The sequence below is a fragment of the Pseudomonas sp. p99-361 genome, from assembly GCF_003935475.1.
GTDB lineage: Bacteria > Pseudomonadota > Gammaproteobacteria > Pseudomonadales > Pseudomonadaceae > Aquipseudomonas > Aquipseudomonas juntendi.
This window is the reverse complement of record NZ_RHQO01000089.1, coordinates 1-16,081: the sequence shown is the minus strand read 5'-3', so window position 1 is coordinate 16,081 and position 16,081 is coordinate 1. Positions and strand designations below refer to the sequence as shown.

18 protein-coding genes are annotated in these 16,081 nt (G+C 62.8%); 10 read left to right on the top strand and 8 right to left on the bottom strand.

Going from position 1 to position 16,081, the window contains the following annotated elements:
• Nucleotides 1-194 precede the first annotated feature (194 nt).
• Nucleotides 195-422: a YheU family protein gene (locus tag EGJ22_RS23695; RefSeq protein ID WP_009682864.1), complete on the top strand. Its 228-nt coding sequence runs from the start codon at nucleotides 195-197 to the stop codon at nucleotides 420-422.
• On the opposite strand, the gene csrA is transcribed toward EGJ22_RS23695, so the two are convergent.
• Both csrA and EGJ22_RS23685 read right to left on the bottom strand, forming a co-directional pair.
• Nucleotides 419-601, bottom strand: coding sequence for a carbon storage regulator CsrA (gene csrA, locus EGJ22_RS23690; RefSeq protein WP_009682863.1), 183 nt, complete (start codon nucleotides 599-601; stop codon nucleotides 419-421). The two genes, EGJ22_RS23695 and csrA, sit on opposite strands and share 4 nt — an antisense overlap.
• Before the next feature lie 120 nt (nucleotides 602-721).
• Nucleotides 722-1,531, bottom strand: a complete 810-nt coding sequence (locus EGJ22_RS23685) for an SDR family oxidoreductase (RefSeq protein ID WP_009682862.1) — start codon at nucleotides 1,529-1,531, stop codon at nucleotides 722-724.
• 195 nt (nucleotides 1,532-1,726) lie between these two features.
• Here EGJ22_RS23685 and EGJ22_RS23680 point away from each other — a divergent pair, with 195 nt between their 5' ends.
• Complete coding sequence (locus EGJ22_RS23680; protein ID WP_009682861.1) at nucleotides 1,727-1,879, top strand: DUF3309 family protein; 153 nt, start codon at nucleotides 1,727-1,729, stop codon at nucleotides 1,877-1,879.
• A 63-nt stretch (nucleotides 1,880-1,942) separates the two neighbouring features.
• On the opposite strand, the gene EGJ22_RS23675 is transcribed toward EGJ22_RS23680, so the two are convergent.
• The 3 genes from EGJ22_RS23675 to EGJ22_RS23665 all read right to left on the bottom strand — a co-directional run bounded on the left by EGJ22_RS23675 (nucleotide 1,943) and on the right by EGJ22_RS23665 (nucleotide 4,979).
• Nucleotides 1,943-3,607, bottom strand: a complete 1,665-nt coding sequence (locus EGJ22_RS23675; protein ID WP_009682860.1) for a cation acetate symporter — start codon at nucleotides 3,605-3,607, stop codon at nucleotides 1,943-1,945.
• A complete protein-coding gene (locus tag EGJ22_RS23670; RefSeq protein WP_009682859.1) occupies nucleotides 3,604-3,915 on the bottom strand; it encodes a DUF485 domain-containing protein in 312 nt (103 codons plus the stop codon). Before EGJ22_RS23670 ends, EGJ22_RS23675 begins: the two co-directional genes overlap by 4 nt.
• 203 nt (nucleotides 3,916-4,118) lie before the next feature.
• Nucleotides 4,119-4,979 carry a glycine betaine ABC transporter substrate-binding protein gene (locus EGJ22_RS23665; protein ID WP_009682858.1) on the bottom strand — a complete coding sequence of 287 codons (861 nt, stop codon included), beginning with the start codon at nucleotides 4,977-4,979 and terminating at the stop codon, nucleotides 4,119-4,121.
• A 197-nt stretch (nucleotides 4,980-5,176) separates the two neighbouring features.
• On the opposite strand from EGJ22_RS23665, the gene EGJ22_RS23660 reads away from it, so the two are divergent.
• Nucleotides 5,177-6,742 (top strand): beta-1,6-glucan synthase, encoded by a 1,566-nt coding sequence (locus EGJ22_RS23660; RefSeq protein WP_009682857.1) that lies wholly within the window; start codon nucleotides 5,177-5,179, stop codon nucleotides 6,740-6,742.
• Between the two features lie 40 nt (nucleotides 6,743-6,782).
• Here the strand turns inward: EGJ22_RS23660 and EGJ22_RS23655 are convergent, their stop codons facing one another.
• Nucleotides 6,783-7,151, bottom strand: coding sequence for a hypothetical protein (locus EGJ22_RS23655; protein WP_033690406.1), 369 nt, complete (start codon nucleotides 7,149-7,151; stop codon nucleotides 6,783-6,785).
• Between the two features lie 190 nt (nucleotides 7,152-7,341).
• Between EGJ22_RS23655 and EGJ22_RS23650 the strand changes: the two genes are divergently transcribed.
• A complete protein-coding gene (locus EGJ22_RS23650) occupies nucleotides 7,342-8,640 on the top strand; it encodes a serine protein kinase PrkA (protein WP_009682855.1) in 1,299 nt (432 codons plus the stop codon).
• Nucleotides 8,633-9,460, top strand: coding sequence for a VacJ family lipoprotein (locus EGJ22_RS23645; RefSeq protein ID WP_009682854.1), 828 nt, complete (start codon nucleotides 8,633-8,635; stop codon nucleotides 9,458-9,460). Before EGJ22_RS23650 ends, EGJ22_RS23645 begins: the two co-directional genes overlap by 8 nt.
• Nucleotides 9,461-9,514: 54 nt before the next feature.
• Here EGJ22_RS23645 and EGJ22_RS23640 read toward each other — a convergent pair whose 3' ends face one another.
• Together EGJ22_RS23640 and EGJ22_RS23635 are read right to left on the bottom strand one after the other, a co-directional pair.
• The gene (locus EGJ22_RS23640; protein WP_125920426.1) at nucleotides 9,515-10,666 is read right to left on the bottom strand and encodes a patatin-like phospholipase family protein; all 1,152 of its coding nucleotides are present in this window, start codon (nucleotides 10,664-10,666) and stop codon (nucleotides 9,515-9,517) included.
• 25 nt (nucleotides 10,667-10,691) lie between these two features.
• Nucleotides 10,692-11,627 (bottom strand): lipid A biosynthesis lauroyl acyltransferase, encoded by a 936-nt coding sequence (locus EGJ22_RS23635; protein WP_009682851.1) that lies wholly within the window; start codon nucleotides 11,625-11,627, stop codon nucleotides 10,692-10,694.
• A gap of 111 nt (nucleotides 11,628-11,738) precedes the next feature.
• Here EGJ22_RS23635 and minC point away from each other — a divergent pair, with 111 nt between their 5' ends.
• The 5 genes from minC (at nucleotide 11,739) to EGJ22_RS23610 (ending at nucleotide 15,957) form a co-directional block, all read left to right on the top strand.
• Nucleotides 11,739-12,500: a septum site-determining protein MinC gene (gene minC, locus EGJ22_RS23630; RefSeq protein WP_009682850.1), complete on the top strand. Its 762-nt coding sequence runs from the start codon at nucleotides 11,739-11,741 to the stop codon at nucleotides 12,498-12,500.
• A 120-nt stretch (nucleotides 12,501-12,620) separates the two neighbouring features.
• Complete coding sequence (gene minD / locus EGJ22_RS23625; protein WP_003252574.1) at nucleotides 12,621-13,433, top strand: septum site-determining protein MinD; 813 nt, start codon at nucleotides 12,621-12,623, stop codon at nucleotides 13,431-13,433.
• 3 nt (nucleotides 13,434-13,436) lie between these two features.
• The gene (minE, locus tag EGJ22_RS23620) at nucleotides 13,437-13,691 is read left to right on the top strand and encodes a cell division topological specificity factor MinE (protein WP_009682849.1); all 255 of its coding nucleotides are present in this window, start codon (nucleotides 13,437-13,439) and stop codon (nucleotides 13,689-13,691) included.
• A 153-nt stretch (nucleotides 13,692-13,844) separates the two neighbouring features.
• The gene (locus EGJ22_RS23615; protein ID WP_009682848.1) at nucleotides 13,845-14,480 is read left to right on the top strand and encodes an RluA family pseudouridine synthase; all 636 of its coding nucleotides are present in this window, start codon (nucleotides 13,845-13,847) and stop codon (nucleotides 14,478-14,480) included.
• Between the two features lie 187 nt (nucleotides 14,481-14,667).
• The gene (locus EGJ22_RS23610; RefSeq protein ID WP_125920425.1) at nucleotides 14,668-15,957 is read left to right on the top strand and encodes a M18 family aminopeptidase; all 1,290 of its coding nucleotides are present in this window, start codon (nucleotides 14,668-14,670) and stop codon (nucleotides 15,955-15,957) included.
• Nucleotides 15,958-16,081: the final 124 nt, after the last annotated feature.

Sequence of the window (16,081 nt, the reverse complement as noted above, 5' to 3'; positions counted from 1 at the left end):
GCGCGGGCGGCGCTCGATCTCACAGGCGCTGAAGATGCTCCGGCTACCCTTGCCAGGAACCATAGAATCTCCCACAGCTCAAAAATTGCACGGTCGTTGAGGTGCGCCCTTGTGTCGCGATGGGCCGCAACGCGGCCCCAAAAGCCCCAATGTTTCGCGTAGCATGCCCCCACCGTAACCCGAGACACCGCCCCATGCTGATCCCTTACGAGCAACTGCAAGCCGAAACACTGACCCGCCTGATCGAAGACTTCGTCACCCGCGACGGTACCGACAATGGTGACGATACCCCGCTGGAAACACGGGTACTGCGGGTACGCCAGGCATTGGCCAAGGGCCAGGCCTTCATCCTGTTCGACCCCGAAAGCCAGCAGTGCCAGTTGCTGGCCAAGCATGACGTGCCGCGGGAACTGCTCGACTAGCCGGCCTCGGCTTTCTTGGCTTCCTTGATGCGCTTGTACACCTCGGACCGGTGCACCGGCACTTCCCGTGGGGCGTCCACGCCAAAGCGCACCACCCCGTCACGGGTTTCGACCACCACGAGGCGGATGTTCTCACCGATCATGATGACCTCGCCCACTTCGCGCCCTATCACCAGCATGTTCCGGTCCTCCTGCACAAGGTAAAACCGGAGACTGCATCGTCAGGATCAGGCTACTCAATAGCTCCGCAGCGATTCAGAAGCGCCCTACATCTACTGGTAATTCGCCCTACAGATATTTCATCGCGAAACAGCTTTGGCACGCATTTTCACGGCCATTTCGGCCATTTCCTGGTAGAGCCGCTCGGGGGCTTGCCGCTTCAATTCCCAAGCCTGCCGCCCGGCCTCATGCGGCATAATCAGGAACTCGCCAGCAGCGACCTGCCGGTGGATGTAGTCGGCAATGTCCGCCGCATTGATCGGCGACCCTTCCAGCAACTTGCCGACCTGCGCCTTCATGGCCGGGTTCGGGCCGCGGAACGAGTCCAGCAGATTGGTCTGGAAGAACGACGGGCACACCACATGCACCGCCACCTCCACCTGGCGCAATTCCACCAGCAGGCTCTCCGACAGCGCCAGCACGCCGGCCTTGGCGACGTTGTAGTTGCTCATGCCCGGCCCCTGCATCAGGGCGGCCATCGACGCGACGTTGATGATGCGCCCCTTGCTGCGCTCCAGCAGGGGCAGGAAGGCCTTGCAGCCCTTCACCACGCCCATCAGGTTGACGGCGATCTGCCAATCCCAGTCTTCCAGCGACAGCTCGGCAAAAAAACCGCCCGAGGCAACCCCGGCGTTGTTGACCACCACGTCGATGCCACCTAACTGCTCGGTACAGGCCTGGGCCAGGGCTGTGAGCTGGCTGTAGTCGCGCACGTCGCAGCGCTGGACGAAACCCTCACCGCCGGCCGCACGGGCCAGGTCCAGCGTTTCGCGCAGGCCGCTTTCGTTGACATCGGCCAGCGCCAGGCGCCACCCCTCACGTGCCCAACGCAGGGCAATTTCGCGCCCGAGGCCTGAGCCGGCTCCGGTAATCATGATGCGGTTGTGCATGGTGGCTGGCCCTGTCTCGTTGAGGTATGAAACGAGTCTAAACAAGGGCCTGGCCAACGGCAGGGTTCATCAGGGTAGTGAATGTGGGGGCATGAACCGGCACAAAATGGAATCTTTCACATTGCCCACCAGTCCGAACTTACAAGAGGCCGGCAACCCGAGGCCCTTGACCCCTAACCACGCAAGGACACGTACATGACCACGATCCTCATCATCATCCTGATTCTTCTGTTGATTGGTGGCTTACCGGTCTTCCCACACTCGCGCAGCTGGGGCTACGGCCCGTCCGGCATCGTCGGCGTGGTACTGGTGGTCCTGCTGGTGTTGTTACTGCTGGGCAGGATCTAGACGCGCCACGCTAGGCAAAAAAAAAACCGCGCTTCGGCGCGGTTTTTTTATGGGCGGGCGGGCTCAGTGCGACACAGCGCCTGAAGCCCCCAGGCCAGTCTGCGAACGGACGAACTGCGGGAAGAACAGCGCGCGTTCGTTTTCTGCGGCCTTGGACTTGTCGGTGACCGAGAAGAACCAGATGCTGACGAAGGCAATGGCCATCGAGAACAGCGCCGGGTACTCGTAGGGGTAGATCGGCTTTTCATGGCCCAGGATCTGCACCCAGATGGTCGGGCCAAGGATCATCAGCGTCACTGCGCTGACCAGGCCCAGCCAGCCGCCGATCATGGCGCCACGGGTGGTCAGCTTTTTCCAGTACATCGAAAGCAGCAGGACCGGGAAGTTGCAGCTGGCGGCGATGGAGAACGCCAGGCCGACCATGAAGGCGATGTTCTGCTTCTCGAACAGGATGCCCAGGCCGATCGCCAGTACGCCGAGGGCGACGGTGGTGATCTTCGACACGCGGATCTCGTCCTTGTCGTTGGCCTTGCCCTTGCGCCACACGCTGGCGTACAGGTCGTGGGACACTGCCGAGGCACCCGCCAGGGTCAGGCCGGCGACCACCGCCAGGATGGTGGCGAACGCCACTGCCGAGATGAAGCCGAGGAATACGCTGCCACCCACGGCATTGGCCAGGTGCACCGCGGCCATGTTGTTGCCGCCCAGCAGCGCGCCGGCGGCGTCCTTGAAGTCAGGGTTTGTGCTGACCAGCAGGATGGCGCCAAAGCCGATGATGAAGGTGAGGATGTAGAAGTAGCCGATGAAGCCGGTGGCGTACAGCACGCTCTTGCGGGCTTCCTTGGCGTCACTGACGGTGAAGAAGCGCATCAGGATGTGCGGCAGGCCTGCCGTACCGAACATCAGCGCCAGGCCCAGCGAGAACGCCGAGATCGGGTCTTTGACCAGGCCGCCCGGGCTCATGATGGCCTCGCCCTTGGCGTGCACCTTGATCGCTTCGGAGAACAGCGTGTTGAAGTCGAAGCCCACGTGTTTCATCACCATCAGCGCCATGAAGCTGGCACCGGACAGCAACAGCACGGCCTTGATGATCTGTACCCAGGTGGTGGCGAGCATGCCGCCGAACAGCACGTACAGGCACATCAGGATACCCACCAGGATCACCGCCACATGGTAGTCCAGGCCGAACAGCAGCTCGATCAGCTTGCCGGCACCGACCATCTGCGCGATCAGGTAGAACGCCACCACCACCAGCGAGCCGGAAGCCGACAAGGTGCGGATTTCCTTTTGCCCGAGGCGGTACGACGCCACGTCGGCGAAGGTGTACTTGCCCAGGTTGCGCAGGCGTTCGGCAATCAGGAAGAGAATGATCGGCCAGCCGACCAAGAAGCCGATCGAGTAGATCAGGCCATCGTAGCCAGAGGTGAACACCAGTGCGGAAATGCCCAGGAACGAGGCTGCCGACATGTAGTCGCCGGCAATCGCCAGGCCATTCTGGAAACCGGTGATCTTGCCGCCGGCGGCGTAGTAGTCGGACGCCGACTTGTTGCGCTTGGAGGCCCAGTAGGTAATGCCCAGGGTGAAAGCGACGAACGCTACGAACATGGCGATGGCAGAGACGTTCAGCGGTTGCTTCTGCACCTCGCCGGTCAGGGCATCGGCGGCCCACACGGCGGGTGCGAAGGCTCCGCAGGCCAGTATGGCCAGGGCTTTGGCGTGGCGAATCATTGTTGCGCCTCCTTCAGGATGGCCTTGTTCAGCTCATCGAACTCGCCGTTGGCGCGGCGCACGTAGATGGCGGTAAGGACGAATGCCGAGACGATCAGGCCGACGCCAATGGGGATACCCCAGGTGATCGACGACTCAGGGCTGAGCTTTGCGCCCAGTATGTGAGGACCGTAGGCAATGAGGAGGATGAAAGCGCAGTACAAGCCGAGCATGATCGCCGAGAGGATCCAGGCGAACCGTTCGCGTTTGCTGACCAGCTCCTTGAAGCGAGGGCTGTTTTGTATCGAGAGGTAAATGCTGTCGTTCATTGTTTTTGTCCTAGCAGCACAAGTAGGGAAACACCCACACCCTTACTTTATGCTGCCGATGGACGCCAACCAGACGACCTTAGTCTTAGATGCAACGGTGTTTTACCGTTTGCGTAACAAAGTGCCGGCCCATTCGCGAGAAAACCCGCTGCCCTGCGGCAGCGGGTTTACCCGCGAAGCAACAAAACCGGCCCTTCAGGTCGTTACTTGCCAGTCCATTCCTTCACGCGGTCCGGGTGCTTGGCCACCCAATCCTTGGCCGCCGCTTCAGGCTTGGCGCCTTCCTGGATGGCCAGCATCACTTCGCCAATCTCGTCTTTGGACTGCCAGCTGAATTTCTTCAGGAACTCGGCCACTTCCGGTGCCTTGGTCGCCAGTTCTTTGCTGCCGATGCTGTTTACGGTTTCCGACGCGCCATAAACGCCTTTCGGGTCTTCGAGGAACTTCAGCTTCCACTTGGCGAACATCCAGTGCGGCACCCAGCCGGTCACTGCAATCGACTGCTGCTTGGCGTAGGCGCGGCCCAGTTCGGCGGTCATCGCGGCGCCCGAGCTGGCTTGCAGCTTGTAGCCGGTCAGGTCGTAGTCCTTGATGGCCTGTTCGGTCTTGATCATCACGCCCGAGCCTGCATCGATGCCGACGATCTTCTGCTTGAAGCTGTTGTCGGTCTTGAGGTCGGCGATGCTGGTGGCCTTGACGTACTCAGGCACGATCAAGCCGATCTTGGCATCTTTGAAGTTGGCGCCGTAGTCGACCACGTTATCCTTGTTCTTGGCCCAGTACTCGCCATGGGTCACCGGCAACCAGGCCGACAACATGGCATCGAGCTTGCCGGTCGCCACACCCTGCCACATGATCCCGGTGGCAACGGCCTGCAACTTCACATCGTAGCCGAGCTTCTGCTTGATTACTTCGGCCGCCACGTTGGTGGTTGCCACGCTGTCGGCCCAGCCGTCCACGTAGCCAATGCTCACTTCCTTGGCCATTGCCTGTGCTGCGCTCAATCCCAGTACCAGGGCAGTGCCCACGCCCAGGAAACGTCGCATTTTTTTCAAAGTCGCCATCAAAGCATCCCCTCGTCAGGTCTTGGAGATTCCATCATCTGCCTGCAACCCCGGGCGACCTGATCCAGCTGCGACCTGTACCTGCCCCATATGCGACAGCACTGTGCCATTAGCGCCATATGCCCACCACGACCTGCGCGATCCTTGCATGCCAAAGCTTTGGCGCCGGGCTACTATCTATCCCTTTGTGCCTGACGATGGACCGCCTGATGCCCCGTTCTGCCCGCGCGCTGCTGCCGTTGTACCTGCTTGCCTTCCTGTTCGCCCTGCTGGGGCTGGGAGCGCTCTGGTACGGGCTTGGCAAGCCGCTGCAACTGCCCGATGCCGCGAGCCCTGCACACAAGCTGCAATGTGCCTCGTACACACCGTTCGACAAGGACCAGTCGCCCTACGACCAACCGTTTCGGCTGCGCCCGCAGCGCATGGATGCCGACCTGGCCTTGTTGGCCGAACGCTTTCAGTGCATTCGCACCTATTCCATGACCGGTCTTGAAGCAATACCGGCGCTGGCGCGCAAGCACGGCCTGAAGGTGATGCTGGGGGCCTGGGTCAATGCGCACGCCGCCGACACCGAGCGGGAAATCAACCTGCTGATCGCCGCCGCCAATGCCAACCCCGACGTGGTCAGCGCAGTGATCGTCGGCAACGAAACCCTGCTGCGCAAGGAGGTGACCGGTGCACACCTGGCCACGCTGATCGCCCGGGTGAAAAGCCAGGTGCACGTGCCGGTGACCTACGCCGATGTCTGGGAGTTCTGGTTGCAGCACCCGCAGGTGGCACCGGCGGTGGACTTCCTCACCATTCACCTGTTGCCCTACTGGGAGGACGACCCCCAGGGCATCGACCAGGCCTTGGCCCATGTCGCCGATGTACGCCGGGTGTTCGGTACGCGCTTTGCGCCCAAGGACGTCCTGATTGGTGAAACCGGCTGGCCCAGCGAAGGCCGCCAGCGCGAGACGGCAGTGCCCAGCCGGGTCAATGAAGCGCGCTTCATTCGTGGTTTTGTGAGCATGGCAGAGGCCAATGGCTGGCACTACAACCTGATCGAGGCCTTCGACCAGCCGTGGAAGCGTGCCAACGAAGGTGCGGTGGGCGGGTACTGGGGGTTGTACGATGCCGACCGGCAGGACAAGGGTGTGCTGGAAGGGCCGGTGAGCAACCTGCACTACTGGCCGCAGTGGTTGCTGGGCAGCGCCGGGCTGATGCTGGTCATGCTGGTGCTGGCCGGGCGCCCCGCCACCCTGCGGGCGGCGTTGCTGTTACCGCTGCTGGCAGCGCTGGGGGCGGGTTGCCTGGGCTTGTGGGGCGAGCTGGTGCGTACCCATGCGCGCTTCGCCGGGGAATGGGTGTGGGCGCTGGCGCTGGTCGCACTGAACCTGTTGGTGCTGGCCCATGCCGTGTTGGCCCAGGCGCAGCGCGCCGGTTGGCGCGAGCGGCTGTTCGCCGGGTTGCAGGCGCGCGCCGGCTGGCTGTTGCTGGCAGCAGGCTTCGCTGCGGCGGTGAGCATGCTGGCGCTGGTGTTCGACCCGCGCTACCGCAGCTTCCCCACTGCAGCGCTGGCGTTGCCGGCGCTGGTGTACGCGCTGTGGCCGGTGCGCGCGCCGCGGGCGGAGGTGGCATTGCTGGCGTTTATCGTGGGCGCCGGGGTGGCGCCACAGCTGTTTGTTGAAGGGCTGCAGAACCGCCAGGCCTGGGGGTGGGCGGTGGTGAGCGTGGTAATGACAGTGGCGCTGTGGCGCAGCTTGCGGCTGCGCGCGGTGTGATGGCGGCCGCGGCGCACCTTTGATGCGGCGGTTGGCCTGGTCAGGCCCGCTGCTGCGAGCGGACCAACCGCAAGCCCGCCAGCACTAGCGCAAACACCGCAATGCTGGCGGTATACAGCACCAGCGCCGGCACCGCGAACACCAGGGCCAGGAAGGCCAGCCACCAGCCTGCACGGCCGGCGACCACCTGCGCCAACAGGGCCAGGCCCAACCCGCCCCAGGCCAGCACCTGGTGGTGAATGCCCAACCCCAGCAACGACCGGACCTCGCACTGCCAGTACGCCGCCGGTAACGTGCACAGGCCGACCCACTGGCCGTCTTCCATCAGCCCGTAACGCACCGCATAACTGGCTGCGAGCCACAGCCCGATGAACAGCATGACCATGGCTGCCGTCAAGGCACGAGACATCCTGTTTACCCTACAGTCACTATCGAAGAAAACGATGATCACCCATCGCCCGTGATAAGGCAAAATTGTCGGCCTGCAGCTATGTTGCAGATAACAAGAACACCAAAGGCCACTACGCCAGGCAACTTTGTTCAGCCCGCAGTGGTCCTAGCCTGCATACGCTTTACCTTGCGTTCTTTTGGGGGATTACATGCTTCGTACTTTGCGCCTCGCTGCCTTGCTCGGTGGCCTGCTCATGGCTGTGGCCGCTTCAGCGCGCGATATCGACGCCGCCAGCTATGGCTACCCCTTGACCAACCCGTTCGAGGCCACCATCGCCACCACACCGCCGGAGCAGCGCCCGACCCTGCCCAGCGATGAAGACATCAACCAATCCGACTACAGCCTGAACCTGCGCCCGGAGCGCGAGTTCATCCTGCCCGACAACTTCTGGGCGGTAAAAAAGCTCAAGTACCGCCTGGCCCGCCAGGACCACGCGGCGCCGCTGATCTTCATCATCGCCGGCACCGGGGCCGCCTACAGCAGCACCATCAACGAATACCTGAAAAAGCTGTTCTATCAGGCCGGTTTTCACGTAGTGCAGCTGTCGTCGCCTACCAGCTACGACTTCATAAGCGCCGCCTCGCGCTTTGCCACCCCCGGCATCACCCAGGAAGACGCCGAAGACCTGTACCGGGTCATGCAGGCCGTGCGGGCCCAGCACCCGCGCCTGCCGGTCAGCGAGTTCTACCTGACCGGCTACAGCCTGGGGGCCCTCGACGCGGCGTTCGTCAGCCACCTGGACGAAACCCGCCGCAGCTTCAACTTCAAGCGCGTATTGCTGCTCAACCCACCGGTTAACCTGTACACCTCGATCAACAACCTCGACAAGCTGGTGCAAACCCAGGTCAAGGGCATCGACCGCAGCACCACCTTCTACGAGTTGATGCTGCAAAAGCTCACCCGCTACTTCCAGGACAAGGGTTACATCGACCTCAACGATGCCCTGTTGTACGACTTCCAGCAGTCGAAACAACATTTGTCCAACGAACAGATGGCCATGTTGATCGGCACCTCGTTCCGCTTCTCGGCGGCCGACATTGCCTTTACCTCCGACCTGATCAACCGTCGCGGCCTGATCATTCCGCCGAAGTACCCGATCACCGAAGGCAGCAGCCTCACGCCGTTCTTCAAACGTGCCCTGCAGTGTGACTTCGACTGCTACATGACCGAGCAGGTAATCCCCATGTGGCGTGCACGCACCGACGGCAACAGCATCCTGCAACTGATCAACCAGGTCAGCCTGTACGCGCTGGCAGACTACCTGCACAGCAGCGACAAGATCGCGGTGATGCACAACGCCGACGACGTCATCCTCGGCCCGGGCGACATCGGCTTCCTGCGCAAGGTCTTTGGTGACCGGCTGACCCTCTACCCCCATGGCGGCCATTGCGGCAACCTCAACTACCGCGTCAACAGCGACGCCATGCTGGAGTTCTTCCGTGGTTAACAAACTCCTCTTCGCCACTGCCCTGCTAGCCGCCGGCCACACCCTGGCCGCCGAAACCGCACCGCGGGCCAGCGTGGTCGAGGCCGACCCGCAGGTGGTTGGCACAGCGCCACTGGTGCCCGAGTCCGACGGTTTTCTCGACCCGCTGCGCGAGCTGAAATTCAACCCCGGCCTGGACCAGCGCGAGTTCGAGCGCTCCACGTTGGAGGCGCTGAACGTGTACGACCCGCTGGAGTCGGTCAACCGGCGCATCTACCATTTCAACTACCGCCTCGACCAGTGGGTGCTGCTGCCGTTGGTGAACGGCTACCAGTACGTTACGCCAAGCTTCGTCCGCACCGGGGTCAGCAACTTCTTCAATAACCTGGGCGATGTGCCGAACCTGTTCAACAGCGTGCTGCAGCTCAAGGCCAAACGCTCGGCCGAGATCACGGCGCGGTTGATGTTCAATACCATCATTGGCGTAGGCGGGCTGTGGGACCCGGCCACCAGCATGGGCCTGCCACGGCAGAGCGAAGACTTTGGCCAGACGCTGGGCTTCTACGGGGTACCCGAAGGGCCGTACCTGATGCTGCCGCTGCTGGGCCCGTCGAACCTGCGCGATACCACCGGCCTGGCAGTGGACTACGCCGGCGAGCAGAGCATCAACTACCTCAACGTGGCCGACGCCAGCAAGGACCACCCTGAGATCTTCGCCTTGCGCGTGGTGGACAAGCGCTACAACACCAAATTCCGCTATGGCCAGCTCAACTCGCCGTTCGAGTATGAAAAAGTGCGCTACGTGTATACCCAGTCGCGCAAGCTGCAGATAGCCGACTAACCCGGCCCGGCCCTTTGGCGGCGGTGCAATGCCGCGAAAGGGCCGGCGCAGGCGTTATCCGATACCCAAAAACTGGCACAGCTCGCGCTTTTTGGCCAAGGCGTCGCGGCGCCCCAACTCGATCAGCTCACTGCAATAACCGGCTTCGAACAGCAGATAGCTCAACACCCCCGCCCCACTGGTACGGGTTGCCCCCGGCCCGCGCAGGAACAGGCGCAGCGCCGCCGGCAGGTCGCGGCGGTGACGCGCGGCAATCTCATCCAGCGGCTGGCTGGGCGCAACCACCAGCACATCGATCGGTGCCAGGCCCAGGCGGCGTGCGTCCAGGTGCGCTGGCAACAGCCGGCCCAGGTGGTTGAGCCGCTGCAGCAGTTCGATGTCATCTTCCAGGCTGTCAATGAAGGTACTGTTGAGCAGGTGCCCACCGATCTGCGCCAGGCTCGGCTGCCGCCCGCTGAACACCCGCTGGGTTGGCAAGGGTGGCGCAGGCCGCTGCGGGTTGCCGCTGACGCCGACCACCAGCACCCGGCTGGCGCCCAGGTGCAGGGCCGGGCTTGTGGGACCGGACTGTCGCACCGCACCGTCACCGTAATACTCGTCACCCAACTGCACCGGCGCGAACAGCAGCGGAATCGCCGCACTGGCCAGCAGGTGGTCGATGCCCAGCGGCGTGGGCACGCCGATGCGGCGGTGGCGCAACCAGGCCTCGATCGAGCCTCGGCCCTGGTAGAAGGTCACCGCCTGGCCGGACTCGTAACCGAAGGCGGTTACCGCTACCGCGCGCAGTTGCTCGGCGGCCAAGGCCTGGCCAATGCCATCCAGGTTCAGCTGCGCCTCCAGCAAGGTGCGCAGCGGCCGGCTGTCGAGCAACGCCACGGGCGCCTGGCCGCCCAGCCCAAGCAGGTTGTGGCCGACAAACCGGCTGGCCTGGCGCACCACCCCAGGCCAGTCACTGCGGATCACCAGGTGGCTGGAAATGTTCTGCCAGAAGTGCGTCAGCCGTTGCACAGCGCTGTTGAACTGGCCGGCACCGCTGGCCAGGGTCACGGCGTTGATGGCCCCTGCCGAAGTGCCGACGATCACCGGGAACGGGTTGGCTGCGCTGGCCGGCAACAGCTCGGCGATGCCGGCCAGTACGCCGACCTGATAGGCGGCGCGGGCGCCACCGCCAGACAGGATAAGGCCGGTTACCGCAGGTGGGGCCATGGCGTGCTTCCCGACGCCACAGGGTTCAACGCTTTTTCTTGTCATACAGCCGCTCAGCCCCTTCGGGCCGCGACTTGAACCGGCGGTGCGCCCACAGGTACTGCTCGGGGCATTCGCGCAGCACGCTTTCGACCCACTGGTTGATGCGCAGGCAATCGGCCTCTTCGCTTTCCCCGGGGAAGTCCGCCAGCGGTGGGTGGATCACCAGCCGGTAGCCGCTGCCATCGTCCAGGCGTTTCTGGGTGAACGGAATGACCTGCGCCTTGCCCAGCCGGGCAAACTTGGTGGTGGCCGTGACCGTTGCGGCGGGTATGCCGAACAGCGGCACGAACAGGCTCTGCTTGGTGCCGTAGTCCTGGTCCGGCGCGTACCAGATCGCCCGGCCCGAACGCAGCAGCTTGAGCATGCCACGCACATCCTCACGTTCCACCGCCAGCGAATCGAGGTTGTGGCGCTCGCGGCCGCTGCGCTGGATGAAATCGAACAGCGCGTTACCATGCTCGCGGTACATGCCGTCGATGGTGTGCTGCTGGCCCAGCAGCGCCGCGCCGATTTCCAGGGTGGTAAAGTGCACCGCCATCAGGATGGCCCCCTGCCCCGCCTGCTGCGCGGCTTGCAGGTGCTCCAGGCCCTCGACATGGGCCAGGCGTGCCAGCCGCGCCTTGGGCCACCACCAGCTCATGGCCATTTCGAAGAAGGCGATGCCGGTGGACGCGAAGTTGGCCTTCAGCAACCGCTGCCGTTCGTCGACTGACAGCTCCGGAAAGCACAGCTCCAGGTTGCGCGCAGCAATGCGCCGGCGCTCGCCGGCAAAGTGGTACATCACCGCGCCCAGCGCGGCACCGATTTTCAACAGCACCCGGTACGGCAACTGGACTACCAGCCACAGCAGGCCCAGGCCCAGCCACAGGCCCCAGAACTTTGGGTGAAGGTAATAGCGACGAAAACGCGGGCGTTCCATTGAAGCATCCGGAAAGACAAAGGCTGCGCATTCTACAACGGATCAGCGCATGTTGCGGGCAACCGGTGTTCTCGTTATAAGTCAGGGCACTTTTTCCGCAACAAGCCGTCTATGCAGACCATGAGCCCAAACCACACACCCGACACCGCTTCCGTGTTCCAGCTCAAGGGCAGCATGCTTGCCATCACCGTACTGGAACTGGCGCGCAATGACCTTGAAGCCCTGGACCGCCAGCTGGCGGCCAAAGTCGCCCAGGCGCCGAACTTCTTCAGTAACACGCCGCTGGTGCTGGCGCTGGACAAGCTGCCTGCCGATGAAGGGGCAATCGACCTGCCCGGCTTGATGCGGATCTGCCGCCACCATGGCCTGCGTACGCTGGCCATTCGTGCCAGCCGCATCGAGGACATCGCCGCCGCCATCGCCATCGACCTGCCCGTGCTGCCGCCGTCCGGCGCCCGTGAGCGGCCGCTGGAGCCCGAACCCGAAGCGGTGAAAAAACCCGAACCCGCCCCGGTACCGCCCCCAGCCCCGGAGCCGGAGGTACGCCCGACCCGTATCATCACTTCGCCGGTACGCGGCGGCCAGCAGATCTACGCCCAAGGTGGCGATCTGATAGTCACGGCTTCGGTCAGCCCAGGTGCGGAACTTCTGGCCGATGGCAACATCCATGTGTACGGCGCCATGCGCGGCCGCGCCCTGGCCGGCATCAAAGGCAATACCAAGGCACGTATCTTCTGCCAGCAGATGACCGCCGAAATGGTCTCCATCGCTGGCCAGTACAAGGTCTGCGAAGACCTGCGCCGCGACCCGCTGTGGGGCACCGGCGTGCAAGTCAGCCTGTCTGGTGACGTGTTGAACATCACCCGTCTTTAACGGATACTTGCCAGCATTTTTAGTGCAACTTTTTTTACAGTTGCCTTTTATTTGAGCTATTAAAGCTATTTCAGTTTTTTGCAGGGACAAGTGTCCCGACTATTTTAGGGGTGAAACACCTTGGCCAAGATTCTCGTGGTTACTTCCGGCAAGGGGGGTGTGGGCAAGACCACCACCAGCGCCGCCATTGGTACCGGCCTCGCACTGCGCGGCCACAAGACCGTCATCGTCGACTTCGACGTGGGCCTGCGTAACCTCGACCTGATCATGGGCTGCGAACGCCGCGTGGTGTACGACTTCGTCAACGTGGTCAACGGCGAAGCCAACCTGCAGCAGGCCCTGATCAAGGACAAGCGCCTCGAGAACCTGTACGTGCTGGCCGCCAGCCAGACCCGTGACAAGGACGCGCTGACCCAGGAAGGCGTGGAAAAGGTACTGATGGACCTGAAAAAGGACTTCGAGTACGTGATCTGCGACTCGCCGGCCGGTATCGAGAAAGGCGCGCACCTGGCGATGTATTTCGCCGACGAAGCGATTGTCGTGACCAACCCTGAAGTGTCGTCGGTACGTGACTCGGACCGCATGCTGGGTATCCTGTCGAGCAAATCGCGCCGTTCCGAGAACGGCGAAGAGCCGATCAAGGAGCACCTGCTGATCACCCGCTACCATCCCGAGCGCGTGGTGAAGGGCGAAATGCTCAGCGTGGCCGACGTCGAAGAAATCCTGTCGATCAAACTCAAAGGCGTCATCCCGGAGTCTCAGGCTGTGCTCAAGGCTTCCAACCAGGGTATACCGGTCATCCTCGATGACCAGAGCGACGCTGGCCAGGCCTACAGCGATGCAGTCGACCGCCTGTTGGGCAAAGAGAAGCCAATGCGCTTCATCGATGTACAGAAGAAAGGATTCTTCGAGCGCATTTTCGGGAGCAAATAAACCATGAACCTTTTTGACTTCTTTCGTGGCAGACAGAAACAGACCAGTGCGTCGGTGGCGAAAGAGCGTCTACAGATCATCGTGGCGCACGAGCGCGGCCAGCGCAGCGAGCCGGACTACCTGCCGGAGCTGCAGAAAGAACTGCTGGAAGTGATCCGCAAGTATGTGAACATCGGCAATGACGACGTGCATATCGAGCTGGAGAACCAGGGCAGCTGCTCCATTCTGGAGCTGAACATTACCTTGCCGGATCGTTGATTCGGCAAAAAAGCCGGGGCTGCGTTGCAGCCCTTTCGCGACACAAGGCCGCTCCCACAAGGGTTATGCACTCCCCTGTGGGAGCGGCCTTGTGTCGCGAAAGGGCCGCAAAGCGGCCCCGCTGTTTTCCCCTGATATAACCGAGACCGAGCAATGCCGCTGTCGAACATCCAGATCCTGCACGAAGACGCCGCCATCCTGGTGATCAACAAGCCGACGCTGCTGCTGTCGGTGCCTGGCCGCGCCGACGACAACAAGGACTGCCTGATCACCCGCCTGCAGCAAAACGGCTACCCCGACGCCCTGATCGTGCACCGCCTGGACTGGGAAACGTCGGGCATCATCCTGCTGGCCCGCGATGCCGACAGCCACCGCGAGCTGTCGCGCCAGTTCCACGACCGTGAAACCGAAAAAGCCTACACCGCGTTGTGCTGGGGGCAGCCGGCGCTGGACAGCGGCAGCATCGACCTGCCGCTGCGCTACGACCCGCCGACCAAGCCCCGCCACGTGGTCGACCATGAGCAAGGCAAGCATGCCCTGACCTTCTGGCGCATCGTAGAGCGCTGTGGCGACCACTGCCGGGTGGAGCTGACCCCGATCACCGGGCGTTCACACCAGTTGCGCGTGCACATGCTGTCGATCGGGCACCCGTTGCTGGGCGATCGCCTGTATGCCAACCCGCAGGCATTGGCGGCGCATGAGCGGTTGTGCCTGCACGCCTCGATGCTGAGCTTCACCCACCCGGTTTCCGGGCAACGGCTGAAGTTCGAGTGCCCTGCACCTTTTTAAGCTGCAAGCTGCAAGCTGCAAGCTTCAAGCTTCAAGCTGCAAGCTGCAAGCTGCAAGCTGCAAGAAAAAGCAAAGACAGATCGCGTGGAAGCTTGCTCCGCGGACTGCCTTTGCTTGAAGCTTGCAGCTTACGACTTGTAGCTTATGGCTTGAAGCTTATAGCTTGAAGCTCGAATTGGAGTGAGTTATGCGCGATGCACTGAATTCTGGCCTTATCGACTTTCTCAAGGCCTCCCCCACGCCCTTCCATGCCACCGCCAGCCTGGCCCAACGCCTGGAGGCAGCCGGTTACCAGCGCCTGGACGAGCGTGATAGCTGGGCCACGGTGCCGGGCGGGCGCTACTACGTTACCCGCAACGATTCATCGATCATCGCCATCAAGTTGGGCAAGCAAGCCCCGCTACACCACGGTATCCGCATGGTCGGCGCGCATACCGACAGCCCTTGCCTGCGGGTCAAGCCGCAGCCCGAGCTGCAGCGCCAAGGCTTTTTGCAACTGGGTGTGGAAGTGTATGGCGGCGCCCTGCTGGCGCCGTGGTTCGACCGCGACCTGTCGCTGGCCGGGCGGGTCACCTACCGCCGTGATGGCAAGGTCGAAAGCCAACTCATCGACTTCAAACTGCCCATTGCCATCATCCCCAACCTGGCCATCCACCTGAACCGCACCGCCAATGAGGGCTGGGCGATCAACCAGCAGAACGAACTGCCGCCGATTCTGGCCCAGGTGGCCGGTGACGAACGCATCGACTTCCGCGCCTTGCTCACCGAGCAACTGGCCCGTGAACACGAGCTGATCGCCGACGTGGTGCTGGACTACGAACTGAGCTTCTACGACACCCAGCAGGCCGCCTTGGTCGGCCTGAATGGCGACTTCATCGCCGCGGCCCGCCTGGATAACCTGCTGTCGTGCTACGCCGGCCTGCAGGCACTGCTGGCCGCCGACAGCGACGAAACCTGCGTGCTGGTGTGCACCGACCATGAAGAGGTCGGTAGCTGCTCGGCCTGCGGCGCCGATGGCCCGATGCTGGAGCAGACCCTGCAACGCCTGCTGCCCGACGGCGACACCTACGTGCGCACCATCCAGCGTTCGCTGATGGTATCGGCCGACAACGCCCACGGCGTGCACCCCAACTATGCCGACAAGCACGACGGCAACCATGGGCCCAAACTCAACGCCGGGCCAGTGATCAAGGTGAACAACAACCAGCGTTACGCCACCAACAGCGAAACCGCTGGGTTCTTCCGCCACCTGTGCATGGCCGAAGAAGTGCCCGTGCAGAGCTTCGTGGTACGCAGCGACATGGGCTGTGGCTCGACCATCGGGCCGATCACGGCCAGCCACCTGGGTGTGCGCACCGTGGATATCGGTTTGCCGACCTTTGCCATGCACTCGATTCGCGAGCTGTGTGGTAGCCATGACCTGGCGCACCTGGTGAAGGTGCTGACAGCGTTCTACCGGTGCCGCGAGCTGCCCTGAGGTAGGCAGGTCTGACCCTATCGCCGGCAAGCCAGCTCCCACAGGGATCGCCTTAGGGCTGACAGGTGTTTGCCACAAGGTATGCAGCGCCTGTTAGAGCGAGCGCCGCCCGCGCGGCGCAATC

Excerpts from the sequence above, each read along its gene's own strand:
- EGJ22_RS23695 (WP_009682864.1), top strand. The coding sequence starts at position 195 with ATGCTGATCCCTTACGAGCAACTGCAAGCCGAAACACTGACCCGCCTG.
- csrA (WP_009682863.1), bottom strand. The coding sequence starts at position 601 with ATGCTGGTGATAGGGCGCGAAGTGGGCGAGGTCATCATGATCGGTGAG.
- EGJ22_RS23685 (WP_009682862.1), bottom strand. The coding sequence starts at position 1,531 with ATGCACAACCGCATCATGATTACCGGAGCCGGCTCAGGCCTCGGGCGC.
- EGJ22_RS23680 (WP_009682861.1), top strand. The coding sequence starts at position 1,727 with ATGACCACGATCCTCATCATCATCCTGATTCTTCTGTTGATTGGTGGC.
- EGJ22_RS23675 (WP_009682860.1), bottom strand. The coding sequence starts at position 3,607 with ATGATTCGCCACGCCAAAGCCCTGGCCATACTGGCCTGCGGAGCCTTC.
- EGJ22_RS23670 (WP_009682859.1), bottom strand. The coding sequence starts at position 3,915 with ATGAACGACAGCATTTACCTCTCGATACAAAACAGCCCTCGCTTCAAG.
- EGJ22_RS23665 (WP_009682858.1), bottom strand. The coding sequence starts at position 4,979 with ATGGCGACTTTGAAAAAAATGCGACGTTTCCTGGGCGTGGGCACTGCC.
- EGJ22_RS23660 (WP_009682857.1), top strand. The coding sequence starts at position 5,177 with ATGGACCGCCTGATGCCCCGTTCTGCCCGCGCGCTGCTGCCGTTGTAC.
- EGJ22_RS23655 (WP_033690406.1), bottom strand. The coding sequence starts at position 7,151 with ATGTCTCGTGCCTTGACGGCAGCCATGGTCATGCTGTTCATCGGGCTG.
- EGJ22_RS23650 (WP_009682855.1), top strand. The coding sequence starts at position 7,342 with ATGCTTCGTACTTTGCGCCTCGCTGCCTTGCTCGGTGGCCTGCTCATG.
- EGJ22_RS23640 (WP_125920426.1), bottom strand. The coding sequence starts at position 10,666 with ATGGCCCCACCTGCGGTAACCGGCCTTATCCTGTCTGGCGGTGGCGCC.
- EGJ22_RS23635 (WP_009682851.1), bottom strand. The coding sequence starts at position 11,627 with ATGGAACGCCCGCGTTTTCGTCGCTATTACCTTCACCCAAAGTTCTGG.
- minC (WP_009682850.1), top strand. The coding sequence starts at position 11,739 with ATGCAGACCATGAGCCCAAACCACACACCCGACACCGCTTCCGTGTTC.
- minE (WP_009682849.1), top strand. The coding sequence starts at position 13,437 with ATGAACCTTTTTGACTTCTTTCGTGGCAGACAGAAACAGACCAGTGCG.
- EGJ22_RS23615 (WP_009682848.1), top strand. The coding sequence starts at position 13,845 with ATGCCGCTGTCGAACATCCAGATCCTGCACGAAGACGCCGCCATCCTG.
- EGJ22_RS23610 (WP_125920425.1), top strand. The coding sequence starts at position 14,668 with ATGCGCGATGCACTGAATTCTGGCCTTATCGACTTTCTCAAGGCCTCC.